The sequence below is a fragment of the Halorubrum sp. GN11_10-6_MGM genome (assembly GCF_005435165.1).
Taxonomy (GTDB): Archaea; Halobacteriota; Halobacteria; order Halobacteriales; family Haloferacaceae; genus Halorubrum.
The window spans coordinates 24,086-50,866 of record NZ_SGUC01000011.1 but is presented as its reverse complement, the minus strand read 5'-3'; the positions used below and the strand labels follow the sequence as shown (position 1 = coordinate 50,866).

General features: G+C 70.7%; 27 protein-coding genes. 10 read left to right on the top strand and 17 right to left on the bottom strand.

The genetic code is table 11. The annotated features are described in order from the left end of the window. Positions 1–67 precede the first annotated feature (67 nt). Positions 68–1,045 (bottom strand): flap endonuclease-1, encoded by a 978-nt coding sequence (gene fen, locus EXE46_RS07625; protein ID WP_137687825.1) that lies wholly within the window; start codon positions 1,043–1,045, stop codon positions 68–70. A 140-nt stretch (positions 1,046–1,185) separates the two neighbouring features. Here fen and fer point away from each other — a divergent pair, with 140 nt between their 5' ends. Beyond that, on the top strand, positions 1,186–1,845 hold the full coding sequence (gene fer / locus EXE46_RS07620) for a ferredoxin Fer (RefSeq protein ID WP_137687824.1): 660 nt from the start codon (positions 1,186–1,188) through the stop codon (positions 1,843–1,845). A gap of 51 nt (positions 1,846–1,896) precedes the next feature. Here the strand turns inward: fer and EXE46_RS07615 are convergent, their stop codons facing one another. Both EXE46_RS07615 and EXE46_RS07610 read right to left on the bottom strand, forming a co-directional pair. Continuing rightward, positions 1,897–4,098, bottom strand: coding sequence for a DHH family phosphoesterase (locus EXE46_RS07615; RefSeq protein WP_137687823.1), 2,202 nt, complete (start codon positions 4,096–4,098; stop codon positions 1,897–1,899). 108 nt (positions 4,099–4,206) lie between these two features. Beyond that, complete coding sequence (locus EXE46_RS07610) at positions 4,207–4,815, bottom strand: YIP1 family protein (RefSeq protein ID WP_137687822.1); 609 nt, start codon at positions 4,813–4,815, stop codon at positions 4,207–4,209. Between the two features lie 209 nt (positions 4,816–5,024). Here EXE46_RS07610 and EXE46_RS07605 point away from each other — a divergent pair, with 209 nt between their 5' ends. Then, complete coding sequence (locus EXE46_RS07605; RefSeq protein ID WP_137687821.1) at positions 5,025–5,486, top strand: type IV pilin; 462 nt, start codon at positions 5,025–5,027, stop codon at positions 5,484–5,486. Between the two features lie 75 nt (positions 5,487–5,561). On the opposite strand, the gene EXE46_RS07600 is transcribed toward EXE46_RS07605, so the two are convergent. Next, complete coding sequence (locus tag EXE46_RS07600; protein WP_137687820.1) at positions 5,562–6,695, bottom strand: Gfo/Idh/MocA family protein; 1,134 nt, start codon at positions 6,693–6,695, stop codon at positions 5,562–5,564. A gap of 31 nt (positions 6,696–6,726) precedes the next feature. After that, entirely contained in the window at positions 6,727–7,698 is a 972-nt protein-coding gene (locus EXE46_RS07595; RefSeq protein WP_137687819.1) for a sugar phosphate isomerase/epimerase, read from the bottom strand. Between the two features lie 197 nt (positions 7,699–7,895). On the opposite strand from EXE46_RS07595, the gene EXE46_RS07590 reads away from it, so the two are divergent. Further along, positions 7,896–8,783 (top strand): PspA/IM30 family protein, encoded by an 888-nt coding sequence (locus EXE46_RS07590; protein WP_137687818.1) that lies wholly within the window; start codon positions 7,896–7,898, stop codon positions 8,781–8,783. 136 nt (positions 8,784–8,919) lie between these two features. Beyond that, a complete protein-coding gene (locus EXE46_RS07585; protein ID WP_137687817.1) occupies positions 8,920–9,108 on the top strand; it encodes a hypothetical protein in 189 nt (62 codons plus the stop codon). 110 nt (positions 9,109–9,218) lie between these two features. On the opposite strand, the gene EXE46_RS07580 is transcribed toward EXE46_RS07585, so the two are convergent. From EXE46_RS07580 to EXE46_RS07570, 3 genes are all read right to left on the bottom strand, one after another. Further along, positions 9,219–10,265, bottom strand: coding sequence for a dipeptide epimerase (locus EXE46_RS07580; protein WP_137687816.1), 1,047 nt, complete (start codon positions 10,263–10,265; stop codon positions 9,219–9,221). Continuing rightward, the gene (locus EXE46_RS07575) at positions 10,262–11,338 is read right to left on the bottom strand and encodes a DUF1611 domain-containing protein (RefSeq protein ID WP_137687815.1); all 1,077 of its coding nucleotides are present in this window, start codon (positions 11,336–11,338) and stop codon (positions 10,262–10,264) included. Before EXE46_RS07575 ends, EXE46_RS07580 begins: the two co-directional genes overlap by 4 nt. Positions 11,339–11,870: 532 nt before the next feature. Next, entirely contained in the window at positions 11,871–12,188 is a 318-nt protein-coding gene (locus EXE46_RS07570; protein ID WP_137687814.1) for a DUF5785 family protein, read from the bottom strand. Between the two features lie 123 nt (positions 12,189–12,311). On the opposite strand from EXE46_RS07570, the gene EXE46_RS07565 reads away from it, so the two are divergent. Continuing rightward, positions 12,312–12,779 carry a hypothetical protein gene (locus tag EXE46_RS07565; protein ID WP_137687813.1) on the top strand — a complete coding sequence of 156 codons (468 nt, stop codon included), beginning with the start codon at positions 12,312–12,314 and terminating at the stop codon, positions 12,777–12,779. A gap of 14 nt (positions 12,780–12,793) precedes the next feature. Here EXE46_RS07565 and fdhF read toward each other — a convergent pair whose 3' ends face one another. Continuing rightward, positions 12,794–14,935, bottom strand: coding sequence for a formate dehydrogenase subunit alpha (gene fdhF / locus EXE46_RS07560; RefSeq protein ID WP_137687812.1), 2,142 nt, complete (start codon positions 14,933–14,935; stop codon positions 12,794–12,796). A 208-nt stretch (positions 14,936–15,143) separates the two neighbouring features. Between fdhF and EXE46_RS07555 the strand changes: the two genes are divergently transcribed. Then, positions 15,144–16,313: a glutathione-independent formaldehyde dehydrogenase gene (locus EXE46_RS07555; protein WP_137687811.1), complete on the top strand. Its 1,170-nt coding sequence runs from the start codon at positions 15,144–15,146 to the stop codon at positions 16,311–16,313. Positions 16,314–16,385: 72 nt separating this feature from the next. On the opposite strand, the gene EXE46_RS17080 is transcribed toward EXE46_RS07555, so the two are convergent. After that, a complete protein-coding gene (locus EXE46_RS17080) occupies positions 16,386–16,553 on the bottom strand; it encodes a hypothetical protein (protein ID WP_199234127.1) in 168 nt (55 codons plus the stop codon). Positions 16,554–16,693: 140 nt separating this feature from the next. Here EXE46_RS17080 and EXE46_RS16800 point away from each other — a divergent pair, with 140 nt between their 5' ends. Beyond that, positions 16,694–16,873 (top strand): hypothetical protein, encoded by a 180-nt coding sequence (locus EXE46_RS16800; RefSeq protein ID WP_158413932.1) that lies wholly within the window; start codon positions 16,694–16,696, stop codon positions 16,871–16,873. Here the strand turns inward: EXE46_RS16800 and EXE46_RS07550 are convergent. After that, positions 16,870–18,000, bottom strand: coding sequence for a GTP-binding protein (locus EXE46_RS07550; protein ID WP_137687810.1), 1,131 nt, complete (start codon positions 17,998–18,000; stop codon positions 16,870–16,872). The genes EXE46_RS16800 and EXE46_RS07550 overlap by 4 nt on opposite strands. A gap of 89 nt (positions 18,001–18,089) precedes the next feature. Here EXE46_RS07550 and EXE46_RS07545 point away from each other — a divergent pair, with 89 nt between their 5' ends. Beyond that, positions 18,090–18,716 (top strand): hypothetical protein, encoded by a 627-nt coding sequence (locus EXE46_RS07545; protein WP_137687809.1) that lies wholly within the window; start codon positions 18,090–18,092, stop codon positions 18,714–18,716. Positions 18,717–18,719: 3 nt separating this feature from the next. On the opposite strand, the gene yqeC is transcribed toward EXE46_RS07545, so the two are convergent. Then, positions 18,720–19,451: a selenium cofactor biosynthesis protein YqeC gene (yqeC, locus tag EXE46_RS07540; RefSeq protein WP_137687808.1), complete on the bottom strand. Its 732-nt coding sequence runs from the start codon at positions 19,449–19,451 to the stop codon at positions 18,720–18,722. A 176-nt stretch (positions 19,452–19,627) separates the two neighbouring features. Between yqeC and EXE46_RS07535 the strand changes: the two genes are divergently transcribed. Continuing rightward, positions 19,628–21,517, top strand: a complete 1,890-nt coding sequence (locus EXE46_RS07535) for an aldehyde ferredoxin oxidoreductase family protein (RefSeq protein WP_137687807.1) — start codon at positions 19,628–19,630, stop codon at positions 21,515–21,517. A 34-nt stretch (positions 21,518–21,551) separates the two neighbouring features. Here the strand turns inward: EXE46_RS07535 and EXE46_RS07530 are convergent, their stop codons facing one another. Together EXE46_RS07530 and EXE46_RS07525 are read right to left on the bottom strand one after the other, a co-directional pair. After that, positions 21,552–21,875 carry a hypothetical protein gene (locus EXE46_RS07530; RefSeq protein WP_137687806.1) on the bottom strand — a complete coding sequence of 108 codons (324 nt, stop codon included), beginning with the start codon at positions 21,873–21,875 and terminating at the stop codon, positions 21,552–21,554. After that, complete coding sequence (locus EXE46_RS07525) at positions 21,872–22,927, bottom strand: Mrp/NBP35 family ATP-binding protein (RefSeq protein ID WP_137687805.1); 1,056 nt, start codon at positions 22,925–22,927, stop codon at positions 21,872–21,874. The genes EXE46_RS07530 and EXE46_RS07525 overlap by 4 nt, the downstream gene beginning before the upstream one ends. Before the next feature lie 123 nt (positions 22,928–23,050). Here EXE46_RS07525 and EXE46_RS07520 point away from each other — a divergent pair, with 123 nt between their 5' ends. Then, complete coding sequence (locus tag EXE46_RS07520; RefSeq protein WP_137687804.1) at positions 23,051–23,887, top strand: response regulator; 837 nt, start codon at positions 23,051–23,053, stop codon at positions 23,885–23,887. A 12-nt stretch (positions 23,888–23,899) separates the two neighbouring features. Here the strand turns inward: EXE46_RS07520 and EXE46_RS07515 are convergent, their stop codons facing one another. From EXE46_RS07515 to EXE46_RS07505, 3 genes are all read right to left on the bottom strand, one after another. Next, complete coding sequence (locus EXE46_RS07515) at positions 23,900–24,694, bottom strand: isopentenyl phosphate kinase (protein ID WP_241981513.1); 795 nt, start codon at positions 24,692–24,694, stop codon at positions 23,900–23,902. Then, positions 24,691–25,707 carry a mevalonate kinase gene (gene mvk / locus EXE46_RS07510; RefSeq protein WP_137687803.1) on the bottom strand — a complete coding sequence of 339 codons (1,017 nt, stop codon included), beginning with the start codon at positions 25,705–25,707 and terminating at the stop codon, positions 24,691–24,693. The genes EXE46_RS07515 and mvk overlap by 4 nt, the downstream gene beginning before the upstream one ends. A 61-nt stretch (positions 25,708–25,768) precedes the next feature. After that, on the bottom strand, positions 25,769–26,779 hold the full coding sequence (locus EXE46_RS07505; protein ID WP_137687802.1) for an AbrB/MazE/SpoVT family DNA-binding domain-containing protein: 1,011 nt from the start codon (positions 26,777–26,779) through the stop codon (positions 25,769–25,771). Positions 26,780–26,781: the final 2 nt, after the last annotated feature.

The following is a 26,781-nucleotide window of genomic DNA, read 5'->3' as shown; positions in this document are numbered from 1 at the left end:
GGATCAGTCGGTCGAGGTCCGGTACGTCCGCGGATCGAGATTTCTCAGGTCCCCCGATCGAAGCCCGTCACGTCCACCGGTCGAGCCCGGTCTGGACCTGCGACTCCGCGATGCGTTCGAAGCCCCGCTCGACCTCGTCGGCGTCGACGCCCCACTCGTCGACGACGTACTCGCGGGCGGCCTCGACGTCCGGGTTCACGTCGGTGTCGACCGCGACGTCCGCCGACGGCGGGGACATGAACAGCTCGCGGACCGCCTCGGCGTTCGGGATCTCGGCGTCGCGGGCGTCGAGGACGCCCCACAGGTCGCCGTGTTCCTTCACCGCAGTCACCGCCGTCTTCGGGCCGATCCCCCGGACGCCCTCGTTGAAGTCGGTCCCGCAGAGCATCGCGACGTCGACGAGCCCCTGCCGATCGAGTCCGAGTTCGTCGAGCGTCGCAGCCAAGTCCATCAGCTCCGGGTCGCCCTTGCTCGTCAGCTGTCGGAGCGTCGTCGGCGCGCCGAACAGCAGGGTGTCGTAGTCCTCGCTGCCGGCGTGGTCGACGGTCCCGGTCGCGGCCATCTGCGCGCACTGCGCCTCCCCCTCCGCGGGCGCCTCGACGATCGGCACGTCGAGCAGGTCGAGGAGCTCGCGTGTCGTCTCCTGTATCGCGTCGGTGAGCCGCTGCGTGCGGGCCTCCAGCCGCGCCGCCTCGACCGCGTCGCCGCGCTCCTCGGCGGCCGCCCGACGCTCCTCGGCCTTCTCGCGCTTCTCGCGCCGTTCGGCCACCTCGTCGGCCTTCAGGTCGGTGACGGCGCCGTCGAACACCATCACCGGGATCAGGTCGTGTTCGAAGAACTTCGGGAGCCCTTGGACGACCCCGATCAGGTTCGCGACCTCGACGCCGTCGGCGGTGGTGTACTTCTCGTCGCTCGTCCACTTGACCGTGGTCGTGAGGTACCGGTACAGCCAGTTGTGCGCGTCCACGGCGACGACGCTCCCCTCGATCTCGGAGAAGGCGACGTCGCGGATCGACGCAAGGTCGCGGAGGTCGGCGTTTCCCATTACCGAGTGGTGGGGCGCGCCGCTATTAAACGCTGATCGGTCGGGCGGCTACCGGCGCCGCGACGACTCTCGACCCCGCCCGCGAGCCTGCCGACTTCTGGGCAGTTTATGTGCGTCACGCGCCTACGGCCACACGTTGGATGGTCTCCCCGTTCGAGGTGTTAGACGTCGACGAGGACGCCGACGACGAGGCGATCGAACGGGCCTACCGCGAGCGCGTGAAGCGCGCCCACCCCGATCAGGGCGGCTCGGTCGAGGAGTTCCAGCTCGTCCGCCGGGCCTACCGCGAGCTGGAGGCGCGCGACGAGAACGGCGAGGAAGGTGACAGTGAGACGACCGCGGCCGCCGACATCGACCTCGACGACGACAGTGACGCCGCCGAGGTACAGCCGACCCGCGTCGAGTTCCTCGACTACGAGGCGATCGTCGACTACGGCTGGTCGCTCGACGACGACGACCTCTTTCGGAAAGCCTCTCACGCCGACCTCGCCCCGGACGCTCACGGTCGCCTGCTCGTCCACCCCGACGAGAGCCTGCTGGAGGCGGCCGAGCGGAGCGGGTTCGCGTGGCCCTTCTCCTGTCGCGGCGGCGCCTGCGCGAACTGCGCGGTGTACCTCGCCGAGGGGGAGCTCTCGCAGCCGACCGACCACATCATGCCGGACGACCTCGCCGAGCGCGGGTTCCGGCTCTCCTGTAACGGCTATCCGCTGACCGACGAGCTGTCGGTCGTGTTCAACGTGAAACAGCGACCGGAGCTCGACGACCTCATCCTTCCGCCCGGACCGTTCACGCGCCGCTGACCGAGCGACGGGCGAGCGAAATTCGAAGCGCTCCGCTCGTGGCCGCGGACCTCAGAACGATTCGGCGACGGCCGCGACGACGGCGTCCTCGACGGCGTCGCGCTCGCCGGAGAGGAACTCGATTTTCCCCTCGCGGACGCCAGCGGTCGCGATGTCCGCCTTGGGCGCGAGCTCGGCCGCGCGCTCGGCCACGTCGCGGACGGAGACGTCCGCGGTCGTGCGCACGTACAGCTCGTCGGTGCCGACGCCCACCGTCGCGAACGGCTCCCCGTCGGCGCGCCGCCGGTGGAGGTCGTCCAAGAGGAGCGGCGTCGGCGGGAAGTCGTACCGGTGGGTGTAGCCGTCGGTGTCGAGCAGCGCGAACTCGACGCCGTCGACCGCCTCGGTCACGACGTTCGCGTCCGCGGTCTCGACCTCCGTCTCCAGCTTCTCGCGGAACTGCTCGGAGACGTGCGCCGCGAGGTTCCCGCCGTCAGAGAACAGGAGGTCGGCGATCAGCTCGCGCTTGTCCTGATACGACTGGTAGTACGCCTCCAGCGCGACCGCCTCGCGAAGTTCGGCGACGCGCTCGGCGTCGTAGCCGGCGTCGCGCGCGAGGTCGACGTACCGCTCGGGGGCGTCCGCCCAGTAGCTCACCGCCGGCAGGTGCCGGAGGTCCGCGCGGACCTCGTCGTTGATCGCCGACGCCAGCGAGGCGACGAGCGCGCCCGTCGAGAGCGTCTCGTCGCCGCCGACGTCCGACAGCTCCGGCGAGACGAGCGTGTCGACCGCGTCTCGCGTCTCGGTGTCCGCGACCGCGGCGTCGACGACGACGGCGTCGACCCCGTACACCGACAGCAGGTCGATGCCGTCGGCGGACTCGGTCGTCGAGCCGGCGCCGACGAGGAGGAACAGCGGGAGCTTCTCGTCGTGGCGGTCGCGGTCCTGGAGCATCCGCGTCGCGTCGTTGGTCGCTGCGTCCATGTCGTACACCGGTTCGTCGAGCGGGCGCCGGGTGAAGTAGTGGTACTCGGCGTCGCTTTTGGCGTGTTCGTCGCGGATCAGGGGGAGAACGGCTCGCTCGACCGCGGCGCCGGCGACGTAGCCGTCGGCGGTCGCCGGGTGGCGGACGACGATCGGCCGCGATTCGAGCACCGCGCGGCGGACCGCCTCGGCCGCGTCGAGCAGCCCGTCGGCGAGTTCGGCGACCGTCTCGTCGCCGCCGAGCGGCTGGAGCCCCTCCGGCCGCGCCTCGTCGGTGAGCGCCTCGGCCATCCGGCGGCGGACCGCTTCGGCCTCCTCGCCGTCGAGGAGGACGAGCGCCTCGGACTCGACCTGAACGTCGCCGCGGTGGCTCTCCACCTCACCGTCGACCCGCACCGCGTCGCCGACCTCGACGTCCGGGTACGCCCGGACGCCCGGCTCGACGAACGCGGCCACGTCGACGGCGCCCGTCTCGTCGCTGACCTCGAACACCGTCGGGCCGCCGGTCTGACGGACGCCGACGACCTCGCCCTCGATCCGGACCGACTCGCCGACCGCGTCCCCGAGCGTCGTGATCGACACGCGATCGGGCGTCTCGTCGTCTGCTGCGGTCTCGTCGTCTGCTGCGGCCGCTTCGTCCCCGTCGTCGGCCTCTCCGTCGGCTGCGGCCGCTTCGGCCCCGTTGTCGGTCTCCCCGTCTGCCGCGGTCGCTTCGACCTCGTCGTCGGACACGTCCGGCTCGGGGTCGGCGACTTCCGCGGCGGTCGTGTCGCCGTCTTCGGACTCGTCGTCCGCGTCCGGCTCGTCGCCCTCGTCGTCCTCGTCGACCGGCTCCGTGGTCTCCTCGGTCGGCTCCGCGGCCTCGCTGTTCTCGCCGGTGTCGTCGCTCTCGTCGGCGTCGCCTCCCTCGTCGGGGAGGTGTTCGCCGGCGGACTCCTGAACGAGGACGCCGCGGAACTCGCGGTCGGTCTGTCGGATCGACCACCCGAGGTCGATGTTCCCGTTGTCGCGGACGCCCTTCACTTGGACGAACACCTCGTCGCCCGGCTCCCAGTCGAGGCTGTCGAGGCGGCGGTCGAGCTCGGAGCGGTGTAACAGTCCGGTGACGCCGGGCGCGAGGTCGATGAACACGCCGAACTCGGCGTACCCGTCGACGACGCCTCGGTAGAACCGGCTCGGAACCAGACCGTCGGGAGAGTCGCCACGGAAGTCGAACACGACGTCTTCTTGGTGCGAGTCGCAGACGCGACCGCCCCCGACGTCGGTGCCACAGATGATACAGGATCCCATTTGAGTACACCGAGAGTCTCGGGCCTAAAACGGTTGTCGAAAGCCCGCTAGGCGCCTCGAGGAGAACGCGGCGCCCCTCCGGCGGTCACGCCGGGACGGACCGGTGCGTCACGCGCCGAGCAGCGTCCGCGCCGCGGCGACGACGCGGTAGCCGACGCCGTAGCCGAGCGCGGCGGGCGGGAGCGCGGCCGCGACCGTCCGGACCGGTCCAAGCCCGTGGACCGTCCGGAGCCCGACGACCAGCAGCACCGCGGCGTACGCGCCACAGAGAACCCGGATTTCGGGGACTGACGGGCCGGCCAGCGCCATCGGCGAACTCGCGTACGCGACGACCTGAACGGTCTCGCTCACCCCGCCGCGGTCGCGCAGCCCCAGCCCGTCGTCGAACTCGACGCTCGCTAGCACGACCGAGACGGTCGCGACCGCGGCGGTCAGGTGGAGGCCGACCGGCGCCGCCAGCGCGACCGCGACGAGGAAGACGACGAGCCCGGATAACAGTGCGGACGACGGGACGACGACGGGCACCGATCCGGGGTCCGTCGCGATCAGTCCGAGCGTGAACGCCGCGGCGACCGCGACCGCGAAGGTCAGCGCGGGCGCCTGATCGCCGGGCGTGATCCCGTTCGCGAACGCCCGCCGCGGCCGGACGAGGACCTCGATCCAGGTTCGCGCGATCCCCCGGAGACCGCGGGGTCGTCCGCCGGCGGGATCGCTCATCCGAGACGTCACGGTCGGAGTTCGACGGCGCGGGATAACCCGTTTCCGGTTCGGTTGCCCGTTTCCGGCTCGGTTCCCCGCTTCCGGTTCGGTTCGCTCCGCGCGAACCCGTCCCGATCCGGTCTCCGCTCGGCGCCGCCGTCCAAACTTATCAGCGCTGATACGCGGCGCGGAAATGCTTATATCGGTGCCGTCTGAGTGTCGGCCGAATGGTGGCCTTCCGAGACGACGAGCGCGGGTTCACCCCCTTGGCGGGGACGGGACTGCTCGTCGGAGTCGTCGTGTTGCTGCTCGCCATCGTCGGGGCGGCGGTGTTCGGCCTCATCGACGGCGTCGCGCCGCCCGACGCCGAGTTCGAGGGCCAACGGGAGGGCGGCGACCTCGTGGTCGTCGCGCTCGGCCCGGAGCCGGTCCCGGCCGAGGAGCTGTACGTCCGCGGCGAGGACCCGGACGGGAACGTCCAGTTCGGCGCGTGGCCCGGCGACGGCATCGTGAGACCGGGCGACCGCGTCCCCGTCCCGAACGCGACGGGCAACGAGAACTTCGAGGTCGTCTGGGAGCCGGTCGCGTTCGACACCCGCGAGACGCTCGGCAGCTACAACGGCGAAGACTCTGCGATCCAAGAGTGGGGCGAGGAGAACGGGGGCTCCACGCCGGGCGTCGGCGTCTGACGGCCTGACGGACGGGCTGTCGGGGCGACGTCCGACCGCGAGTTCATCCGACCGTGACGCTCACTCGACCGCGACTCACTCGACCGCGACCCGCTCGCCGCGCTCGTCCGACCGACCGATCGCGTCGAGGACGCGCTGGATCTCGTACCCGTCCTCGAACGACGGCTCGAAGGTGTCCCCCTCCGCGACCGCGGACAGGAACTCGTAGTTCTCGTGGACGAACGTGTGTTCCCACCCGATCACGTGTCCGGGGGGCCACCAGCGGTCGACGTACGGGTCCGACTCCTCGGTGACCAGCACCGTCTCGTAGCCGCGGTTCCCCTCCCGCAGCACCTCCAGCTCGTTGAGGCGCTCCAAGGAGAACTCGAGGCTCCCCTTCGAGCCGTGAACCGCGATCGTGTGGTCGTTTTTGTGCCCCTCGGCGACCCGGCTCGCCTCGAAGCTCCCGGTCGCGCCCGACTCGTAGTCGACCTGCGCGGCGTACGCGTCGTCGACCGTCACGTCGCGGTACTCCGCGACGTCACCGTTCTCGTCGTAGACGGGACGCTCGTCGACGAACGTCGTCAGCTGCCCGGAGACGCGATCGATCCCGCCGACCCGGTCGCCGACGAGGAAGTTCGCGAGGTCGATCGTGTGTGCGCCGAGGTCGCCGAGCGCGCCCGACCCGGCCATCTCGGCGTCCATCCGCCACGCCCACGGCGCGTCGGGGTCGACGAGCCAGTCCTGGAGGTACCGCCCGCGGACCTGTCGGATCTCGCCGAGTTCGCCGTCCTCGATCAGCCCCTTCGCGTACCGGATCGCGGGGACGAACCGGTAGTTGAACGCGGTCCCCGCGGGGACGTCCGCCGCGGCCGCCGCGTCGCGCATCGTCGCCGCCTCCTCGACCGTCGGGGCGAGCGGCTTCTCGCAGAGGACGGGAACGCCCTCTTCGAGCGCCGCGATCGACGGCTCGGCGTGGACGTGGTTCGGGCCGAGGTTGTAGAACACGTCCACCTCGTCGAGCGCCGCCTCCCAGTCGGTCGCGGTGTGCGCGAAGCCGAACCGGTCGGCGGCGTCCGCCAGCTCTTCCTCGTTGCGCCCGACGAGCGTGTGCCGCACGATCTCGGGCGCGTCCGGGAAGAACATCGGGAGCCGCGCGAGCGCGTTCGCGTGCGCCTTGCCCATGAAGCGGTACCCCAGTACGCCGATCTTGAGTGGGTCTCGTGTCATATGCGTCTCACCGTGGTCCGCGTCCGCAGCGTCACTCCGCCCAGTAGGCGTCGCCCGGCTCCGTCTCGAAGACGGCGCGGTCGAGCACGTCGACGGCCTTCTCTAACCCCTCCCGGGAGGAGGTGAGCGAGTCCTCGTGTTCGATGGACAGCGCGCCCTCGTAGCCGACCATCCGGAGCGTCGAGACGACGTCCTTCCAGTGTCCCTCGTCGTGGCCGTAGCCGATCGACCGGAACAGCCACGAGCGGTCGGCCTCTTCGGCGTACCCCGTCGTGTCGAGGACGCCCTTCACCCGGGCGTTCGCGTCGTACACCTTCGTGTCCTTCGCGTGGACGTGGTGGATCGCGTCGCGCTCGCCGAGGAAGCGGATCGCCTCGGTCACGTCGATCCCCTGCCAGTAGAGGTGCGACGGGTCGAAGTTGGCGCCGATCCGGTCGTTCGTCGCTTCGCGGAGCGCGAGCATGCCCGTCGGCTCGTACACCAGCATGTTCGGGTGCATCTCGATGGCGACGTCGACGCCGTGGTGCTCGGCGTGTTTCGCCAGGTCGCTCCAGTAGGGAATCGCCACCTCGTCCCACTGATAGTCGAGCGCGTCGGCGTGCTCCGTCGGCCACGGCGCCGTGACCCAGTTCGGCGTCGAGTCGCCGGGCGCACCCGCGGGGAGCCCCGAGAAGCAGGTCACGGTGTCGACGCCGAGCAGGTCGGCCAGCTCGATCGCCTCGCGCAGTTCGCGGTCGGCCGCCGCGGCCCGCCCCTCGTCGGGGTGGAGCGGGTTGTTGTGCGTCGCCAGCGCGGAGATCCGGAGCCCGTGGCCGTCGAGCAGCGCCCGGAGCTCCTCCCGCGCCGCCGCGTCGTCGAGGAGCGTCTCGGGGTCGACGTGGTCCGAACCGGGCCAGCCGCCGACCCCGAGTTCGACGGCGTCGACACCGAGATCATCGAGGTACGCGGCCGCGTCGTCTATCGGTTCGCCGCCCAAGGGAACCGTTAGCACGCCGATGTCCATGTGCGGAGCTACACCGACGCCCCGCATAAACCTTCAGGAAGCGTCGGGCGCGGCCGCGGTCGGCAGGGGCGGGCGCGTTCGTCGGCCGCGGCCGCAGCCGACGAACGCGCCGAGGGGTGTCTTCCCGTCACGACGAGCTGTGTCTTCCCGTCGCGAACCGCATGAGGTTTTAACGGGTGGAACGCGTATGACACGTCATGGGAATCCTCTCGCGCGCCTCCTACGTCGTCCGCTCGAAGGTGAACGCCCTCCTCAACCGGGCGGAGGACCCGACGGAGTCGCTCGACTACTCGTACGAACAGATGCGCGACGAGCTTCAGGACGTCAAGCAGGGGATCGCGGACCTGACGACTCAGAAGAAGCGGCTGGAGATACAGAAGCGCAAGCTCGAAGAGAACGTCGAGAAGCACAACCGGCAGGCCCGCGAGGCGGTCCAGCAGGACCGCGACGACCTCGCGCGCAAGGCCCTCGAAAAGAAGAAGTCGAAGATGAGCCAGATCGAGGAGCTGGAGGGCCAGATCGCCGAGCTGAACAACACCCAAGAGCAGCTCGTCGAGAAGAAGAACAAGCTCCAGAACCGCATCGAGGAGTTCCGCACGAAGAAGGAGACGATGAAGGCCCGCTACGAGGCGGCCGAGGCCTCCTCCCGCGTCTCCGAGGCGATGACCGGCGTCGGCGACGAGATGGAGGACGTGGGGCGCTCCATCGAGCGCGCCGAGGAGCGAACCGAGGAGATGGAGGCGCGCGCGGAGGCGATGGACGAGCTGGAAGACTCCGGCGCGTTCGAGGACGCGCTCTCCGACAAGGACAGCATCGACCGCGAGCTGGAGAGCCTCTCGACCGACAGCGAGGTCGACGCCGAGCTGGAGACGCTGAAAGGCGAGCTCGGCAAAAGCGAGGCGGCGGACGACGGCGACGCGGTCAGCGACGAGGAGGTCGACGCTGAACTGGAGGACATCGAGAGCGAGATGAACGCGGACGATCTCGAAGCCGACCTGAGCGACGACTCGGGCGCCGACCTCGACGAGGAGCTCGACGTCGAGCTGGAGGAGTCCGAGGCCGACGCAAACGAGAAGCAGAACTGAGGCGTCGAGTCTCGTTGCGGTGACTCCGTTATCGCCCACAAGAGACGAGACATCGCACTCGCCACCGAGAATACGGCAGAGAGACGCGCTCTCGCCGCGGGATTTTATACGATCGGACACGGATCGGCCCGTAGCGATGGTCCCCAAACACCTCATCTGGATCGGTGGGTTACTGATCGCGATCCCCCTCCTCCTGGCCCTGCTGAGCGCCGCCTGGATCTGGGTTCCGATCGGCCTGTTCGTGTTGGGTGTCGGAATCGTGCTCTACGGGTTCAAGATGTACCACGAAAAACGGATGAGAGACAGATCCGAACGGAGAGACTGATCGAGAGAACGGACCGTTTTGCCGTCTTCAAACCACCCGCCGTTTCGGCCTGACGTGTCTTCGGAGAGTGGGCCGTGCCGCGACAGTCGCCTTTCGACTTCCGGATCCCCTCACTCCCCTGCGGGGCGCGCGCCGGTCCCCGCGCGGTCCTGCTCCGTGAGCCGAATCTCCCCGTCTGGGAGGCGAACCCCCGCGTACGGGTCCTCGGCGAGCAGCAGCGAGCCGTCGATGTCGGCGTAGTCGAGGAGCGGCGCGAGCTGCGCGGCGGCCGCGATCGACGCGTTTGACTCGATCATACAGCCGCACATCACTTCGAGGCCGTGCGCCCGGGCGGCGGCGATCAGTCGCCGCGCCTCGGAGAGGCTCCCGGCCTTCATCAGCTTCAGGTTCGCGATGTCACAGCGGTCGGCAATCGCGGGCACGTCCGCGGCCGTCACGCAGGACTCGTCGGCGGCGATCGGTAGTTCCGAGCGCTCGTAGACGTACCGGAGGCCTTCGGGATTCTCGGCCGGGACGGGCTGTTCGACGAACTCCACGTCGCGGTCGGCGAGCCACGCGCTCTTCGCCACCGCCTCCTTCGGCGTCCACGCCTCGTTGGCGTCGACGCGCAGCCGGGCGTCGGGCGCAGCGTCGCGGACCGCGTCGACCAGCTCGCGGTCGCGGTCGGTGCCGAGCTTGATTTTCAACACGTCGTAGCCCGCCGCGACGGCGTCGGCGGCCTTCTCGCGCACGCGGTCCGTCTCGTCGAGCCCGATCGTGAACGACGTCTTCGGCGCGGCGCTCGGGTCGAGCCCCCACAGGCGGTACAGCGGGACGCCGAACCGCTTCGCCGCGAGGTCGTGGACGGCGATCGAGACGGCGCAGCGGGCGGCCGGGTTGCCCTCGACGACCGCGCGCAGCTCGGCCTCGATCTCGCGGATCGCGTGGGGGTCGCCGACGCGCTCGACCGCGTCGAGGAGGGCCGGCAGCACCGCCGCCACGGTGTCGGCCGTCTCGCCGTAGTGGCTCGACGGCGCGGCGCCGCCGATACCGGTCGTCCCCGAACCGTCCGTGATCCGCACGATCACGTTCTCCGCCTCGGTCTGTGTCCCTCGTGAGATGCCGAACGGGTTCTCCAGCGGCAGCGAGACGCGCTCGAACTCGGCTTCGAGGCTCATTCGCCGCTCCCGTCTCCGCCGCCCCCGAGTCCAGCGTCGACGATCCCGTCCACGATGCGGTCCGCGCCGTCGCGGACCGGGTCGGCGGCCGGAACTCCGACCTCGTCGGCGAAGTCGGCCACGGTCTCCGCGGCGGTCGCGTCGTCGGTCACGTCTTTCGTGTTGACCGCGCCCGCGACGACGCTCGTCTCGTGGACCGGCGTCGCGAGGCCCTCGTAGAGGTCGACGTAGTCGGCGAGCGGCGGGAGGTCGAACGACTCGTAGCCGTGGACGGCCTCGCGGCCCGCGGCGTGACAGAGCACGAGCCCGTCGGCCATCGACCCGTGGAGGATGCCGCAGGTGACCGCCGAGTAGGCGGGGTGGACGATGCTCCCCTGCCCCTCGACGACGAGGAGGTCGTGGTCGTCGCCGACCTCGACGAGCATCTCCTCGACGGCGCCCGCGGCGAAGTCCGAGACGACGCGGTCGATCGGGTTCCCCCAGCCGGCGATCATGATCCCGGTCTGTCCGGTGGGGACGAACGCGGCGTCGACCCCGCGCTCGCGGGCGGCCGCGACGATCTCCAGCGAGGCGGTCATCTTCCCCACGGAGCAGTCGGTGCCGACCGTACACACCACGTCGGCGTCGACGTCGCCCGAGGCGTCGCTAGCGACCGTCAGGTCGTCGTCGGGCTTCCGGACGTCGACGAGGTCGACCCCGTGTTCATCCGCGAGCGCGGCCAGTTCCGCGTCCTCGTTTAAGAAGTAGTGGAGGCCGCTCACCACGTCGCAGCCGGTCTCGATCGCGGCCTCGACGTCGCCGCGCCACGACTCGTCGAAGCCGCCGCCGATCGGCGCGATCCCGATGTACAAGGCGTCGAGGTCGCCGTCGGCCGCGGCGTGCGCGTCCGCGAACGAGTCGACGATCGGCGCGTCCGCGAGGTCCGGGACGTGGTCGCGCACGCGGTCGCCGGCGCGGTCGCGGTCGAGGACGGCCCGGACGTCCTGGTCGCCGTAGCGCATGACGCCGAGGGCGGTCTTCGCGCGGTCGGGGAACTTCTCGTGGGCCAGCACCGCGATCCGCTCGTGGTTCATGCCGAGACGGTCGCCCCGGGAGTTCTTAAAAGAGTCGAGGGTCGGCCGAGCGGCCGACTCGGCCGTGGCGATTCCATCGGACGAGAACTAGACCATCGCTGCGACATTTATAAACGAACGATGTGCGGTGGCGCGTGCCTGCGAGCGGCCGCCCTCGGCGGCCGCGAGACAGCACGCGCGAGGGAGTCGGCCGACCGGAGGGAGGCCGACGAGGCTGGGGAGGGGTGAGGTGCGGTCGCGGTGCTGTGCGGGTGGGACTCGAAGGGGCAGCCGGGAGGACGAAGACGCGCGACGCAAGGACCGCAAGGAGCGAACGAAGTGAGTGACTGAGGACCGCAGCGAGCGCATCGAGTCCTCCCGGCTGGGGCTTCGGGGGTGTCGGTGTCGGAGAATCGTTTATAAACAGATACGTACAGCCGAGCGACTGGGGCTTCGGAAGAGTTCGTGTCGATCGGCCGTTTATAAACATCGTCGTACGGCCGCGGCTGGGGCTGCGTCTAAAAGAACGACACGGAAATCGAAAATCCCGGATTCAGGCGCTGCCGTCGACGAACTGGTCGGCGCCCTCGTAGAACCAGTAGCCGTTCTCACGCATCGCGCGGCCGAGCTCCTGGTGGAACTCGACGAAGTCGGCGAACTCCTCTTTCTCGACGCCCTCGAAGATCTCCTCGACGGAGACGACCGTCTCGAAGTCGATCCGGATCGGGTGGTCGCCGTACTGCTCGACGTACTCCGCCGCCGTCAGCGGGAAGTCCTCCTCCTCGTCGATCTTCTTCGCGAGCACGGCGTGGCCGTACTGCCGCATGCCCTCGCTCCCCTGCTCGCCGTCGGGGTCGTGTGGCCAGTCCATACCGGGGAATTTGCCGGATCGGGGATAGTGGTTTCGGATGCGGCGGTGGCGACTGACCGCGCGCCGCTCGGCGCCCCCGCAGCCCGCACAAGACACTTCACGGCGCTCCGCGTCGACCCGGGTGTGCGCCGCAGAGCCCTCCTCGCGTCCGCGGCCGCCTTCTCGACCGTCCCGCTCGCGGGCTGCCCGACCCCGCCGTGGAGCGACGACCCGACGACGATCGAGGGCGCCGAGGTGACGTTCCGACGAGCGTACGACGGCGACCTCGACGTCACCGAGGGCGGCGGGAACGATGTCGCCGAGGTGCGCCGACGCCTCGACGAGGACCCGCCACGGCTGGTCGTGGCCGGATCGCTGCTCGACGGGCCCACGCGCTGCTACCGCGTTTCGCTGTTCGAGGTGGCGCTCGACGACGCGACGCTCCGGCTCCGAATTCGGTCCGAGGACGACCCCGACTCGGACGCCGACGTCTGTTCGGACGTCGCCGAACCCCATCCGTACGCGGTCGCCGTCGCGTTCACCGAGGCACCCATCCCGGACCGGGTCGCGGTCCAGCACGGCGACGAGACGGTGCTGGAAGAGAGCGTATAAAAAGCGGACGCCGCTCAGTCGTCGGCGGACGCCGCGTCGTCGCCCGCGGCCTCGATGCCGACCTCGATCTCGGCGGCCGCGGCCTTGTACTCGGGGATCTTGGCGCGCTCGTCGAGCACGTCGTTGGTGAGGCGGTTCGCGGAGGCGGCCGCGAAGTGGGGCGTGGTCCAGACGACGCCCTCCTTGATGTCCTCGGTGACGTCGGCGCGGACGGTGATCTCCCCGCGGCGGGACTTGAGAACCACGTCGTCGCCGTCCTCGATCCCGTACCGCTCGGCGTCGTTCGGGTGGATGTCGACGAAGTTCTCCGGGTGTTGGTTCGAGAGCGTCGGCGACCGCCGGCTCATCGTCCCCGTGTTGTAGTGTTCCTCGAGCCGGGCCGTCGTGAGTACGAGCGGGTACTCCTCGTCGGGGACCTCCTTCGGCTCCTGGTGGACGACGCCCTCGATGCGACCGAGGCCGTCGTCGGTCTCGAACTCGTCTTCGTAGAGGTACGAGTCGCCCTCGTCGCCCTCCTCGTAGCAGGGCCAGTGGATCCCCGTCTCGCCGAGCGCGTCGTAGGTCATCCCGTGCATGATCGGGCACACCTCGCGGAGCTCCTCGAACACGTCCTCGGGGCCGTCGAAGTCGAACTCGTCGCCGTCGAACAGTCGGTCGCCGACCTCACAGAGGATGTCGAGGTCGTGGCGCGTGTTCTCGTGGACCTTGTGGACGCCGCGCATGCGCTGGACGCGGCGGTCGGTGTTGGTGACGGTGCCGTCGCGCTCGGCCCACGTGGTCGCCGGGAGGACCACGTCCGCGAGTTCGGCGGTCTCGGTCATGAAGATGTCCTGGACCACCATGAAGTCGAGCTCCTCGCGGAACCGGCGCTCCGTCTCGTTGCCGTCGGGCTCGCTCATGATCGGGTTCTCGCCCATGACGTAGAGCCCGTGGACGGTGTCGCCGATCGCGTGCGAGATCTCGACGTTCGTCAGCCCCGGCTCCGAGGGGACCTCGAAGCCCCACACGTCCTCGACGGACTCGCGGGCCTCGTCGTCGTCGACGAGCTGGTACCCCGGGAGGACGTTCGGCATCGCGCCGACGTCGCAGGTGCCCTGAACGTTGTTCTGTCCGCGCAGGGGGTTGACGCCCGTGCCCGGGCGGCCGAGGTTCCCCGTGATCAGCGCGAGGTTGATCTCGTTTTGGACGTTGTCGACGCCGCAGGTGTGCTGGCTCATCCCCATCCCGGTGAAGATGGCGGCGTCGTTGGCCATCGCGTACTTCTCGGCGGCGAGCTCGATGTCTTCGAGCGGCACGCCGCACTCCTCGGCGGCCGCCTCCACGTCGAAGTCCGCGAGCGTCTCTTTCAGGTGGTCGAACCCCTTGGTGCGCTCCTCCACGAACGCCTCGTCGATCCAGCCCGCGTCGGGGTCCTCCTCGTGGCGCTCTAAGATCGTCTTGAGGACGATGTTCAACAGGGGGATGTCGGTGCCGGGTTTCAGCTGGAGGTGCATGTGCCGGTCGGTCTCGTCGATCTCGAACGACCGGGTGGTCTTGTTCGCGTGCGGGTCGACCTGAATGACCGTCGCGCCCTCCAGTACGGCCTGCCTGAAGTACTGGCTGTTGGCGATCGGGTGCTGCTCGCCCGGGTTCGCGCCCTGGATCCACAGCACGTCCGCCGAGTCCTCCAGGTCGGCCATGCTGTTCGTCATCGCGCCCATCCCGAGGCTGGTCCGCAGCGCCCAGACGGTGGAGGCGTGACACATGCGCGTACAGTTGTCGACCTGATTGGTGCCGTACCGCCGCGCCAGCTTCTGGATGAGGTAGTTCTCCTCGTTGAACGTCTTCGAGGAGCCGAAGAATCCCATCCCGTCCGGGCCGTGTCGGTCGCGGATTCCCTCCATCTCGTCGACGACGCGGTCGAGCGCCTCGGACCAGGTCGCCTCGCGGAACTCGCCGTCCTCCTTTATCAACGGCTCCGTCAGCCGGTCCTCGTGGTCGACGACCTGCGTCGCCGCCCCGCCCTTGATACAGACGCTCCCCTCGTTCACCGGCGCGTCGGCCCACGGCATGAAGCGCATCTCGCCCGGCTCGTCGCCCTCCAGCACGCGGATCCCGCAGCCGACGCCGCAGTACGGACAGATCGTCTTCGTCGCGTCGTCCGGTTCACTGGACATCGAGCCCACCACCGTTGTGTGCGTACATATAACATGATTCATCGTCACAATTCATGAGTGTGTCGGTGGGGCGCCCGGGAAACGGCCCCGGTGATCCCCGTTCGGGGCGAGTCACCGATTAACAAAATCAAGGCAATTCATATTAACCGTGAAATATCATGGAAAAACATTTACTATGGTTTGTTAACACGATACAATCGGAACCAACATGAGAGCAGTTGTCTATCAGGGCCCCTACGAGGTGGCCGTCGAGGACGTGGACGAACCGGAGATCGAACACCCGAACGACGTCGTCGTCGACATCACGACGTCCTGTATCTGTGGCTCCGACCTCCACATGTACGAGGGGCGGACCGCGGCCGAGGAGGGGATCGTCTTCGGTCACGAGAACATGGGGATCGTCAGCGAGGTAGGGGAGGCCGTATCGACGTTAGAGGAGGGCGACCGCGTCGTCATGCCGTTCAACGTCTCCTGTGGCTTCTGTCAGAACTGCGAGGAAGGGTTCACCGGCTTCTGTACCAACGTCAACCCCGGGTTCGCGGGCGGCGCGTACGGCTACGTGGCCATGGGCCCGTATCCGGGCGGACAGGCCGAGAAACTGCGCGTCCCGTACGCCGACCACAACGCCCTGAAGCTGCCCGAGGGGCGCGAACACGAGGACGCGTTCTCGCTGCTCGCGGACATCTTCCCGACCGGGTGGCACGGCACCGAGCTGGCGGACCTCCAGCCGGGCGAGTCGGTCGCCATCTTCGGCGCCGGCCCGGTCGGCCTGATGGCCGCCTACAGCGCGAAGATCAAGGGCGCAGCGGAGATCTACGTCGTCGACCAGGTACCGAGCCGACTGGAGCTCGCGGAGGAGCACTGCGACGCGCACGCCATCGACTTCTCCGAGGGCGACCCGGTCGACCAGATCATCGAGGAACACGGCGGGATGGTCGACAAGGGCGTCGACGCGGTCGGGTATCAGGCGACCGACCCCGACGACGTCGACCAGGACACGGAGGACTACTCCTACCAGCCGGCCAAGGAGAACCCGGCGGTCGTCCTCAACAACCTGATCCGGGTCGTCCGTCCGACCGGCCAGCTCGGCGTCCCCGGGCTGTACGTTCCGGAGGACCCCGGCGCGCCCGACGACATGGCCGCACAGGGGCGGCTCGGTATCGACTTCGGGAAGTTCTTCGAGAAGGGGCTCAAGTGCGGGACCGGTCAGTGTAACGTGAAAGAGTACAACCGGTACCTGCGCGACATGATCATCGAGGGCCGCGCCGACCCGAGCTGGGTCGTCTCGCACCGGGTCGACCTCGAAGAGGCGCCGGAGATGTACGAGGCGTTCGACGCCCGCGAGGAGGGCGTCACGAAGGTCCTGCTGGAGCCCTGAAACACCGGCTCAGCCCCTCGCGATCGATCCGCCGTTTTTTCCGCCGCACTCACGCCCCGAGCCGCGCCTTCGTTACGCCCTGAGCCACGCCTTCGGGTGGTCCGCCCGCAGATGCGTCTGGTACCGTCTGATCAGCGTCGGGTACGTGTCGGCCACGCAGTGCCAGTCGCACAGGTCGCACTCGCGTTCCACTCCGTCGTCGCCCCCGCGGACGTGTCCGCCGCGTCTGTAAGTCGCCATTTTCGTTCGTCGACGCGGGTCCCCCCGTGTCTACGGGTTGTAAACGTTCCACACGGTTCAGGGTGTCGTCGGCGTCGAGTCCCCCGAAACGCGGGGGGTTCGCCGCCCGCCCCCTCGCGACTCGGTGCGCCGAAACCGGTATGTCACTCCGGGGCGTGGTCCCGGACATGTGTCAGTACTGTAACTGGGCCTTCCACGACGGGTGGGGGGAGCTGCTGAAGTACGACGAGACGTACCAGTCGGCGGTCGGCGCGGAGACGGAGTCGACCCACGGGTTCCACGACGAGTGGGACGACCTGCGGAGCGAGCTGGGTATCTAAACCGGAAACACCGCGTCCGGGTCGGCCGTCGGGTCGTCCCCGTCCGCGACGAGCCCGGTCAGCTCCGTCCGGATCCGCGCCTCGTCGAGGTCCTCGCCGATGAACACCAGCCGCGTCCGACGGTCGTCCTCGGGCCCCCACTCGCCGATCGGCCCGGCCTGAACCGACGGCCCGGCCTGACTCACCCCGATCACCTCGTCGGTGCCCGCCACTCGGACCACGCCCTTCGCGCGGATGATCGACCCGTCCCAGTCGTCGAGCCACTCGGCGAGCGCGCCCGGGTCCAGCGGGTCGCCGGAGCGGTAGACGAACGATCCGACCCCGTGGGCGGCGGCCGCCCCTTCGGGATGGGCGTGGTCGTGGCCGCCGCTCTCCTCCCAGTCGTGGTCGTGCCCTCCGGCTTCCTCGTCGGCGATGGCGCGCTTCCAGCCCGCCGACCCCTTCGCCGCCTCGAAGTCGAACCGCCCGGTGTCGAGCACCTCGTCGGGGTCGACCGCGGAGTAGGTGGTCCGGATCCGCTTCGCCCGCGGTCCCAGCCGCTCCGCGACCGACTCGATCCGGTCGAGCACGTCGTCGGGGACCATGTCGGTCTTGTTCACGAGGAGGACGTCACAGAACTCGATCCCCTCGACGAGCACGTCGGCGAGCGGCCGGTCGGTCTCGGGCTCCGCTCCGCCCGGAAGCGTCTCGCCCGCGTCGAACTCCTTCCAGAAGCCGTAGGCGTCGAGGACGGTCACCATCGTGTCGAGCCGGAACCGCTCCCGGGGGTCGACGTCGCTGTCCGCGGTGCCCTCGGTGAACGCCCGCGCGATCGGGACGGGCTCCGAGATGCCCGACGACTCCACGAGGAGGTAGTCGAACTCCCGGGAGTCCGCCAGCGCCGCCGCCTCCGAGAGCAGGTCGTCCTGGAGCCGGCAGCAGATACAGCCGTTCGAGAGGTCGACGACCCCCTCCTCGTCGTTCTCGCGGGCGATCTGGTCCGCGTCGACGTTCACCTCGCCCATGTCGTTCAGGATGACAGCGATCCGCCGGTCGCCGGGGTTCGCGAGCAGGTGGTTCACGAGCGTCGTCTTCCCGGCACCGAGGTAGCCGCTGAGGACGGTGACCGGGATACGGGAGTCTGTCATGTGTGCTACCAGTGGCCACGGCTGTATGAAACGATCGATCAGGTTGATGAGACGAACGTTCATCCGTCCCACCGCCGTACCGCAGCGCGATGGACCTGAGCGAGTCGACGATCCGGGACCGCGCCCGGGAGTACGCCGAGGCGGAGCCGCTGTACGACGTGGAGCGCCAGCACGTCGAGACGGTCCCGATGACGTTCGCGGGCGACGAGTACGGGCGCCGGGACGCCCAGTGGATCGTCCGGTGGTACTTCCGGCGGTACCTCGGGGAGTACCCGGACCGGGTGCGGCGCGAGCGGGAGGAGGCGTTCCGCGACAACGCGTTCGACGACGTGATCGACGCGCTCGACGCCGCGGTCGACGCGGTGGGGGCGATGGGAGCAGTGGAGGCGGTGGGGACGCAACACGACGACGAACTGGACGTCGACGCCGCCCTCGACGCGCTCACCGCGCTCGACGGGGTCGACGTCGCGGTCGCGTCCGGGTTCTGCCAGTTCCTCGCCCCGTCGCGGTTCGTCGCGATCGACCGCCGGACGTGGACGGTGTTGGCCGCGGCCGGCGAGCTCGACGGCGACTACCCGGACCCGCCCTCGGCGGCCGACTACCGCCGGTTCGACGACGCCTGTCGGGCCGTGATGGACCGGACCGGCGTCGACGCGTGGACGCTGTACCGGGCGCTGTGGCGGTCGTTCTCGGACGCTCCGGCCGACGCTCCGTGAGCCCTACTCGACGACCTCGACGACGGGGTCGTCCGCGATCAGGCGCGTGAGGACGACGCGCGGCACGTTCGCGCGGTGGAGGATCTCCCCGGCGACCGCGCGGGCCGCGGTCGCGTCCGCCTCGTCGTCGACCTTGTTCACGACAGGGATCGCCGTCGCGCCGCTCGGGACGCCCTTCAGCCCGCCGGCGGGGCTCGCGAGGACGGTCGAGACGTCCGCGGGGCGGAGCTCGTCGCCGATCTCGCGACCGGTGATCGCGGCGACCTCCTCCGGCCGGTGGACGAGCTCCTCGGTGAGCGGCTCGCCGACGACGTGCGCGCTGGCGATCGGGACGACGACGTCGGCGTTCTCCGGGATCTGCGGCTCGTGTTCGGCGGGCGCCTTGAACTCGCGGAGGCGCGCCCCGTCCGCCTTCACGAGCGTCGCGCCGGGCGCCGCGTCGGCGATCTCGGCGACGGTGTCGGCGTCGTACCCGAGGTACCGGTCGGATCGCTCGCGCTCGGGGACCAGCCCGAGCGGCCAATCGCCCTCGCCCGCCTCGTCGAGCGCGGCCACGGGGTCCTCGGTGACGCGCACCGCGGCGACGCGGTCGTCGAAGATCGGTATCCGGACGCTCGCGGTCACGACCGGCCGGTCGAGCCGGTCGGCGAGCGCGAACAGCGTCGACTTCTTGCCGCCCGCCCCGACGACGCAGACGGTCGCGTCCCGGGCGTCGAGCGCGGTCGTGAAGTCCATGGCCCGGCGTTCGGTCGCCGGCGGCCTCACTCTAACGGTCGGGCCGACGCCGCGCCGGGCGACGGGAGCGGGAGATCGACGGGAGCGGGAGATCGACGGAAGCGGGAGGGTGGCGGGCGAGCGAGCGACCCCCGCGTCGAACAGATTGATACGTCTCCGCCGCGCAAGGCGTCTGAATGCGTCGAAGCCGCACCCGCGTCCTCCGCGTCGACCTCTCGACGGGGGAGACCGCCCGCGAGCGCGTCCCGCGAGAGTGGCGACGCGACTACGTCGGCGGGAAGGGGCTCGGGGCGCGCTACCTCTACGAGGAGCTGTCGCCGGGGGCGGACCCGACGGGACCGGCGAACCTCCTCGCCTTGTTCGTCGGGCCGCTCGCGGGGTACCTCCCGGGCGAGACGCGCTACGCCGCGGTGACGAAGTCGCCGCTCACCGGCGGCTTCCTCGACTCGTACGCCGGCGGCGACTTCGCCGACCGGCTCGCCGGGTCGCTGGACGACTGCCTCGGCCTGCTCGTGACCGGCGCCGCCGAGCGTCCGGTTCGGATCGAGATCGAGGCGGGTCGAGCCCGGATCGAACCGAGCGACGCGTGGGGCGCCGACGCCGCCGAGACGGCCGAGCGGTTCCCGGACGCCGGGGTCGCCTGCGTCGGCCCGGCGGGCGAGCGCGAGGCCGCGTACGCGACGGTCGCGAGCGACGGCGGCGCCCACCACGCCGGTCGCGGCGGCGCCGGCGCAGTCATGGGCTCGAAGCGCCTCAAGGCGGTCGTCGCCCGCGACCCGGCGCCGACGGTCCCCGACGACCTCGCCGCGCTCCGCGACCGCGACGCCGCGGCCTACGGCGACGATCCGACCGGCGAGTGGCAGGCGGCCGGCGAGACGGTCGAGACGGTCGACTACGCCGACGAGGTCGGCATCCTCGCGGCCGAGGGGTGGACGGGGACCGGCTTCGACGGGGCGGACGACATCGGCGTCGAGGCCGCAATAGAGCGCGCGACGGGCCGCGAGGGAGTCGCCGAAGCCGGCGACGGGGAAGAATTCGCCGTCCCCGGCGGCTTCCGGATCGACACGCCGGACGGCGAGGTGATCCCGCGCGGCGCGGCGCCGATCACCCTCGGCGCCGGTCTCGGCATCGACGACTTCGACCGCGTCGTCGACCTCTGCGGGGTCTGCGACCGGCTCGGACTCGACGTGATCGGGGCTGGCAACGCGGTCGCGTGGGCGATCCGTGCGGGGGAAGCGGGAGTCGTCGACTGTTCGGTGTCGTTCGGCGACGCGACGGGCGCCGAGCGCCTCTTAAAAGCGATCGCGGCTCGCGAGGCGCCGTCCGACTTCGAGGTCGCCCCCGGCCTCCCCGACGCGCTCGCGGACGGAATTGACGCCGCAGTCGCCCGGTTCGGCGGCGCGGAACTCGTTCCCACGGTGAAGTCGATGGCGCTGCCCGGCTTCGACCCGCGCGCCGCGGTCGGCGTCGCGCTCGCGTACGCGACGAGCGACCGCGGCGCGTGTCACCGCCGGGCGCGACCGCAGGACCGCGAGCCGCTCGCCCGCCCCGGCCGCTCGCCCGCCGACCGGGTGCGCGACGTCGTCGGCGAGCAGAACGCCCGGTCCCTGCTGTGGAGTCTGGTCGTCGACGACTTCGTCGGCGAGGCGGTCTGGGCCGACCTCGGCGCGGAGTGGCTCGCGGCGGTCGACCACCCCGCGGTCGCCGACGTCGCTCCCGAGGGCGATCCCGCCGCGCCGACCGACCCGGTCGCCACGCTGGCGACGACGGGAGAGCGGATCTGGACGCTGACGCGGCTGTTCAACGCCCGAGAGGGGTTCGACCGCGCGGACGACGCGCTCCCCGAGCCGCTCCGCAGGTCCGCGCCCGACGGGACGCCGGGCGTCGACGCCGACGCGTTCGACCGCCTGCTCGACCGCTACTACGCGGCGCGCGGCTGGGGCGAAAACGGGCTCCCGACGCCGGAGACGCTCGATCGGCTCGACCTCGCGGCCGTCGTCGACGACGCGACCCCGACGGACGATCGACCGATCGATTTCGCCGCGGCGACCGACGCAGACGACTGACGAGTGTTACAAGTAGTTCCCGCGACCGCGCGAGTCAGCGCCGCAGTCCGCCCTCCGACTTGATCCGCATGATGTGCCGGACGTTGAGGTAGATCTCCTCGGGCGAGGTCTCCTCCTCGGCGTCGTACAGGTCCGAGACGCGGTAGAGGACCGCGGACAGCTGTTTGCTCTCCGAGCTGTCGCCCCGCACGTCCTCGGCCACGTCCCGGAGGAACTCCCGGACCTCGTCGTCCGCGGCGAACGCCTCCTCGGCCGCGTCGGCGGCCGACTCGGGGACGACCGGGTCGACGCCCGCGGCCGCGAGGGGGTCCTCCCGGTCGGCGTCGCCCGCCGCGGCGTCGCCGTCCGCGTCGGTCATCGCCCCTCGCTCACCCCGCGACGGCGCACGACCCCGGCGTTGTTCGCGACGTTCTCGACGAGTACCTTGAACGCGTCCGCCGTCTCGCCGTCCTCCAAGACCACCGGCTCGCCCTCGTCGCCGCCGGTGCGCACGTCGGGGTCGAGCGGGACTCCGCCGAGGAACGGGAGGTCGTGGTCCGCGGCGAGCGCCTTCCCGCCGCCGGAGCCGAATATCTCGTGGAAGCCGCCGCAGTCCGGACAGCGGAAGCCGGCCATGTTCTCCGCGATGCCGAGGACGTTCGTGTCGTGTTTGCCGAACATCCGGAGCCCCTTCACCGCGTCGTCGAGCGCCACGTCCTGCGGCGTCGTGACGATCACGGCCCCCGTCAGCGGTAGGGTCTGGAGGATCGTGAGCTGGGTGTCGCCGGTCCCCGGCGGGAGGTCCATCACGAGGTAGTCGAGCTCGCCCCACTCGACGTCCTCGACGAGCTGGGTGATGATCTTGTGGACCATCGGCCCGCGCCAGATGACGGGGTCGTCCTCGCCGGTGAGGAAGTCCATGCTCATCAGCTTCACCCCGAACCGCTCCGGGGGAACGATCGTCTCGCCGTCCGTCTCCGGCCGCTGCTCGGCCGACACCATCCGGGGCACGTTCGGCCCGTACACGTCGGCGTCGAACAGGCCGACGCGCGCTCCCAGCTCCGAGAGCCCGGCGGCGATGTTGACGGCCATCGTCGACTTCCCGACGCCGCCCTTCCCGGAGGCGACCGCGATCACGTTCTGGACGCCCGGCAGGACCTGCTCGTCGGCGGAGAGGTCGTCCGGGATTGACGCCGACAGCTCGACGTCGAGTCCGGTGTCCGCGAGCGCCTCGCGCACGTCGTCTGCGATCGCCGACTCGCTCGGGGAGAACGGAGCGCCGAGCGCGAGCGACACGCGGACCGTGCCGCCGCCCCCGTCCTCGCCGGACTCGACCGCGACGTCGTTCACCAGTCCGAGCGAGACGATGTCGCCGCCGAGATCGGGGTCGCGCACGTCCGCGAGCCGCTCCCGCACGTCCGATTCGTTCATGCTCGGACGGAGGGAACTCGGTCGAATAAGGGTTCTGTACGGACCGCGGTCGACGCGGTCTCGCGTGCGCGGATCGCCGATCTGCCACCATGCTTATATCCGGCTGTCAGGAACCCGTACGCAATGGCACAGCGCAGCCCGTTCGGAGATCGGATCCGGGTCCTCCACGTCGAGGACGACGAGGCCTTCGCCGACCTCACTGCGGCGCACTTCGAGCGGATCGAGGCCGACATCCGCCACGAGACGGCCCGGACCGTCGCGGCCGCGGAGCGCCGGTGTCGCGGCGACTCGTTCGAGGCGGTGGTCTGCGACTACGACCTCCCGGACGGGACGGGTATCGACCTCCTCGAACGCGTCCGCGAGGACGAGCCCGAGCTACCGTTCATCCTCTTCACCGGGAAGGGAAGCGAAGAGGTCGCGAGCGAGGCGATCTCCGCGGGCGTCACCGACTACCTCCAGAAGCGCGGCGGGACCGACCAGTACGAGGTCCTCGTCAACCGGGTCCGGAACGCGGTCGACCGATACCGACTCAAGCGACAGGTCGACCGCGTCGCCGCCGCGCTCGAAGCCGCCAGCGAGCCGATCGGCGTGCTCGGCGCTGACGGCACCTATCTGTTCGTCAACGAGGCGTACGCGTCGGTGTACGGCTCCACTCCCCGCGACGTCGTCGGCACGCACTGGGAGAATTTCTACCCGGAGGAGGAGGTCGAACGGTTCACCGAGGAGGTCCTCCCGCAGGTGACCGACGAGGGGCACTGGAACGGCGACGCCGTCGTTCACGGTTCGGACGGCGAACTGCTCCGCGAGCGACTCGCGCTCACGCACACGACCGGCGGCGGTCACGTGTGTATCATCAGGGAAACGGAGCCGATGGAGGGGACGCCGGCGAGCGCCGGGACCGACGACCCCCCGGAGGCCGATGGGCCCGGTGAGACCGACGACCCCACTGAGACCGGCTGAACGCCAGCGGCGTCAGTCGATCCGGGTCCCGGCGTCCTCGCCGCGCAGAAACGGCGCCAGCCCGTCCGCGCCGAACACGTGCGCCGGCGCGTCGAGCGCGAGCAGTTCCCGAACCTTCGCGGCCATCCCGCCGGAGACGTCGGTCGCGTCGCTCGCGCCGAGCGCGTCCGCGACCGCCCCGAAGTCGTCGATCTCGGGGATCACCGCCCCGTCGCCGTCGAAGACGCCCGGGACCGTCGAGCAGACGCCGACGCGGCGCGCGCCGAGCCCGGCGGCGAGTTCGACCACCAGCTCGTCGCCCGAAACCACCGTCACGCCGTCGCCGGCGGTCGCGACGCCGTCGCCGTGGAGGACGGGGACGAACCCCTCGCCGAGCAGCGTCGCCGTCGACCCGAGCGGGAGGTCGAGCCCGCCGTCGGCGCCCTCGCCCCGCGACGCGAGCGACAGCGGGTGGACCGGGACCGCTGGAACGCCCCGCTCGCGCAGTCGGTCCAACACGCGCGCGTTCAGCCGCTTCATCGCGCCGTGGACCGCAGCCACCGCGTCCGCGTCGCGCGTGCCCGCCGTCGTCGACACGCCGTGTTCGCTGGCGTGGTGGTGCCCGAAGCTCCCGCCGCCGTGGACGACCACGAGCCGGTCGACCTCGCCCGCGGCGAGCGCGTCGGCGACGGCGTCGCAGGCGGCGTCGAGCGCCGCGTCGTCGAGCGTCTCGGGCCGGTCCTTCTCGGTTATCAGGCTCCCGCCGAGCTTGAGCACGACCGGCGGGGAGTCGCCGACCGGGGCCGGCACTCCGGATCCGTCGCTCACGGCTCCACCACCCGAACGCCCTCGGTCGCCAGCTCGGCGCGGAACGCCTCCTCGCAGCCCTGCGTGAACGAGAGCGCGGTCTCCGTCGCGTCGCTCTCGTCGAGCGCGACGATACAGCCGCCGCCGCCCGCGCCGGTGAGCTTCGCGCCGTGCGCGCCCGCGTCTCGCGCGGCCCACACCATCGCGTCGAGCGACCGCGCGGAGACGCCCAGCGCGGCGAGCAGCCCGTGGTTGAAGTCCATCAGCTCGCCCAGCTCGGCGAGCAGACCGGGCGCCGGGGGCTCCTCCGGGTCCGCGTCTGCGAGGAGCTCCTCGCCCGTCCGGACGAGATCGCCGATCGATTCGACGGTGTCAGCGGCGAACTCGTGTTCGTCGCGCAGCGCGCGGACGCCGGCGACAAGCTCGCCGGTGTCGCCCGCGCCGCCGTCGAAGCCGACGACGAACGGGAGGTTCGGGGCGTCGATCGGCTCGCAGTCGTCGCCCGCGACTCGCACCGCGCCCCCCATCGTCGAGCAGAAGGTGTCCGCGCGGGAGGCCTGCCCGTCTTGGACCTCGAACTCGGCCTGATACGCCCGCTCCGCCAGCTCGCGGCGGTCGAGCGGCTCGCCGAGCGCGCGGGTCGCGGCGTCGATACCGGCCACGACCACGGCCGCCGACGACCCCAGCCCCGCGCCCAACGGGATGTCGCTCTCGACGGTGATGTCGAAGCCGGCGTCCGGGGCGTCGGCCGCCTCTCGGGCCTGCTCGACCGCGGCGTCGACGTAGCCCATCGCCGCCTCGACGAGCGGCGTCGGCACGTCGACGTCGGGGCGGTCGCCGGTGCCGCCGGCGTACTCCACCGTGAACCCGTCGAGCGTGAGGTCCTCGGCCTCGACGCGCACGTGGTCGTCCTCGCGCGGCTCGGCGCTCACCGTGGCGCGCCGCTCGATCGCCGCGGGCACGGCCGGCTCGCCGTAGACGACGGCGTGTTCGCCGAAGAGGTACACCTTCCCCGGCGCCTCGCAAACGGTCATACGACGACCGTCGCTCCGCTGGCTTACAGTCGTTGCGCTTGCCGGAGCGGGCGCGCTCCGGTCACTCGCCGTCGCGTATCGGCTCGCCGGACCGGACCGCCCGCCGCAGTCCGATCTCCGCCACGTCGCCGGCGCGTTCCGCGCTTCGCCGCAGCGCGCGGGAGACTCGCCGGAGCTCCGCCGCGCGCGGTCCCCCCTCGTCCAGTCCCCGATCCAACGCGTCGATCCGGTCGCGCGCCTCGCGCAGGTCGCCGATCGCGTCCCGAGCGACGGCGCCGCCCTCGTCGCCGAGGACGACGCCCACGCCGGTCGCCGCGATCTCGCGAACCGCCCGCCCGACCTCCCGGCACGACGCCAGTCGCGACTCCGTCGGCGGGTCGTCGAGGGCGGCCGCGGCGTCGCCGATCTCCGCAGCGGCGTCGCCGATCCGACGGAGCTCGCGCATCGCGGTCCACGACTCGAACAGCTCCGGCCGGGTCGCGCCGAGCGCGTCGACCTCCCCGAGGTCCGCCGCGCCCCGGGAGACGGACCGCTCTATCATCGCCGCGAGGCGTTCGACCTGATCGTCGCGGGAGTCGACCGGCGACGCGTCCGGCGCCGCCGCGAGCGCCTCGACGGCGTCCGCGTGGATCGAACGCACCGTGAACGCCAGCTGGCGGAGCGACTGGCTCACCGAGACCTCCGCCGAGTCCAGCATGATCCGCACCGTCGTCTCGGTCTCCGACTCCGCGGCCACCGACATGCCGATCCTGCCCCGGGCGATCCGCTCGACGACCCGCCGCTGCGCCGGGGCGGGCGGCCCGTCCCGTTCGATCGCGACCTCGCGCGCCCCGGCGGCGTAGGCCGCTCGCAACGTCCGCTCGATCACCGCGGCGTCGGTCGACTCGACCCGAGCGACAGGCGGCGCGTCCGCGTCGCACCCGTCCTCGGTCTGGACCGCCAACACGCCGTCGATGTGGTCGTGGAGCGTCACGGTGTCACCGGCGGTGACGCCCTGCGACTCGGCCCACCCCTTCGGCAGCGAGACCGTGTACGTTCCGTTTCCGACCGTCTGGACCTTGCGTGTATCCATGT

Bases quoted from the DNA above. Each gene is read 5' to 3' on its own strand.
- EXE46_RS07545 (WP_137687809.1), top strand. From the start codon at position 18,090: ATGGACCTGAGCGAGTCGACGATCCGGGACCGCGCCCGGGAGTACGCC.
- EXE46_RS07505 (WP_137687802.1), bottom strand. From the start codon at position 26,779: ATGGATACACGCAAGGTCCAGACGGTCGGAAACGGAACGTACACGGTC.
- EXE46_RS07585 (WP_137687817.1), top strand. From the start codon at position 8,920: ATGGTCCCCAAACACCTCATCTGGATCGGTGGGTTACTGATCGCGATC.
- EXE46_RS07550 (WP_137687810.1), bottom strand. From the start codon at position 18,000: ATGACAGACTCCCGTATCCCGGTCACCGTCCTCAGCGGCTACCTCGGT.
- EXE46_RS07525 (WP_137687805.1), bottom strand. From the start codon at position 22,927: ATGAACGAATCGGACGTGCGGGAGCGGCTCGCGGACGTGCGCGACCCC.
- EXE46_RS07600 (WP_137687820.1), bottom strand. From the start codon at position 6,695: ATGACACGAGACCCACTCAAGATCGGCGTACTGGGGTACCGCTTCATG.
- EXE46_RS07580 (WP_137687816.1), bottom strand. From the start codon at position 10,265: ATGAGCCTCGAAGCCGAGTTCGAGCGCGTCTCGCTGCCGCTGGAGAAC.
- EXE46_RS07570 (WP_137687814.1), bottom strand. From the start codon at position 12,188: ATGGACTGGCCACACGACCCCGACGGCGAGCAGGGGAGCGAGGGCATG.
- EXE46_RS07575 (WP_137687815.1), bottom strand. From the start codon at position 11,338: ATGAACCACGAGCGGATCGCGGTGCTGGCCCACGAGAAGTTCCCCGAC.
- EXE46_RS07530 (WP_137687806.1), bottom strand. From the start codon at position 21,875: ATGACCGACGCGGACGGCGACGCCGCGGCGGGCGACGCCGACCGGGAG.
- EXE46_RS17080 (WP_199234127.1), bottom strand. From the start codon at position 16,553: ATGGCGACTTACAGACGCGGCGGACACGTCCGCGGGGGCGACGACGGA.
- yqeC (WP_137687808.1), bottom strand. From the start codon at position 19,451: ATGGACTTCACGACCGCGCTCGACGCCCGGGACGCGACCGTCTGCGTC.
- fer (WP_137687824.1), top strand. From the start codon at position 1,186: ATGGTCTCCCCGTTCGAGGTGTTAGACGTCGACGAGGACGCCGACGAC.
- fdhF (WP_137687812.1), bottom strand. From the start codon at position 14,935: ATGTCCAGTGAACCGGACGACGCGACGAAGACGATCTGTCCGTACTGC.
- fen (WP_137687825.1), bottom strand. From the start codon at position 1,045: ATGGGAAACGCCGACCTCCGCGACCTTGCGTCGATCCGCGACGTCGCC.
- EXE46_RS07590 (WP_137687818.1), top strand. From the start codon at position 7,896: ATGGGAATCCTCTCGCGCGCCTCCTACGTCGTCCGCTCGAAGGTGAAC.
- EXE46_RS07555 (WP_137687811.1), top strand. From the start codon at position 15,144: ATGAGAGCAGTTGTCTATCAGGGCCCCTACGAGGTGGCCGTCGAGGAC.
- EXE46_RS07520 (WP_137687804.1), top strand. From the start codon at position 23,051: ATGGCACAGCGCAGCCCGTTCGGAGATCGGATCCGGGTCCTCCACGTC.
- EXE46_RS07595 (WP_137687819.1), bottom strand. From the start codon at position 7,698: ATGGACATCGGCGTGCTAACGGTTCCCTTGGGCGGCGAACCGATAGAC.
- EXE46_RS07605 (WP_137687821.1), top strand. From the start codon at position 5,025: ATGGTGGCCTTCCGAGACGACGAGCGCGGGTTCACCCCCTTGGCGGGG.
- EXE46_RS07615 (WP_137687823.1), bottom strand. From the start codon at position 4,098: ATGGGATCCTGTATCATCTGTGGCACCGACGTCGGGGGCGGTCGCGTC.
- EXE46_RS16800 (WP_158413932.1), top strand. From the start codon at position 16,694: ATGTCACTCCGGGGCGTGGTCCCGGACATGTGTCAGTACTGTAACTGG.
- EXE46_RS07535 (WP_137687807.1), top strand. From the start codon at position 19,628: ATGCGTCGAAGCCGCACCCGCGTCCTCCGCGTCGACCTCTCGACGGGG.
- EXE46_RS07610 (WP_137687822.1), bottom strand. From the start codon at position 4,815: ATGAGCGATCCCGCCGGCGGACGACCCCGCGGTCTCCGGGGGATCGCG.
- mvk (WP_137687803.1), bottom strand. From the start codon at position 25,707: ATGACCGTTTGCGAGGCGCCGGGGAAGGTGTACCTCTTCGGCGAACAC.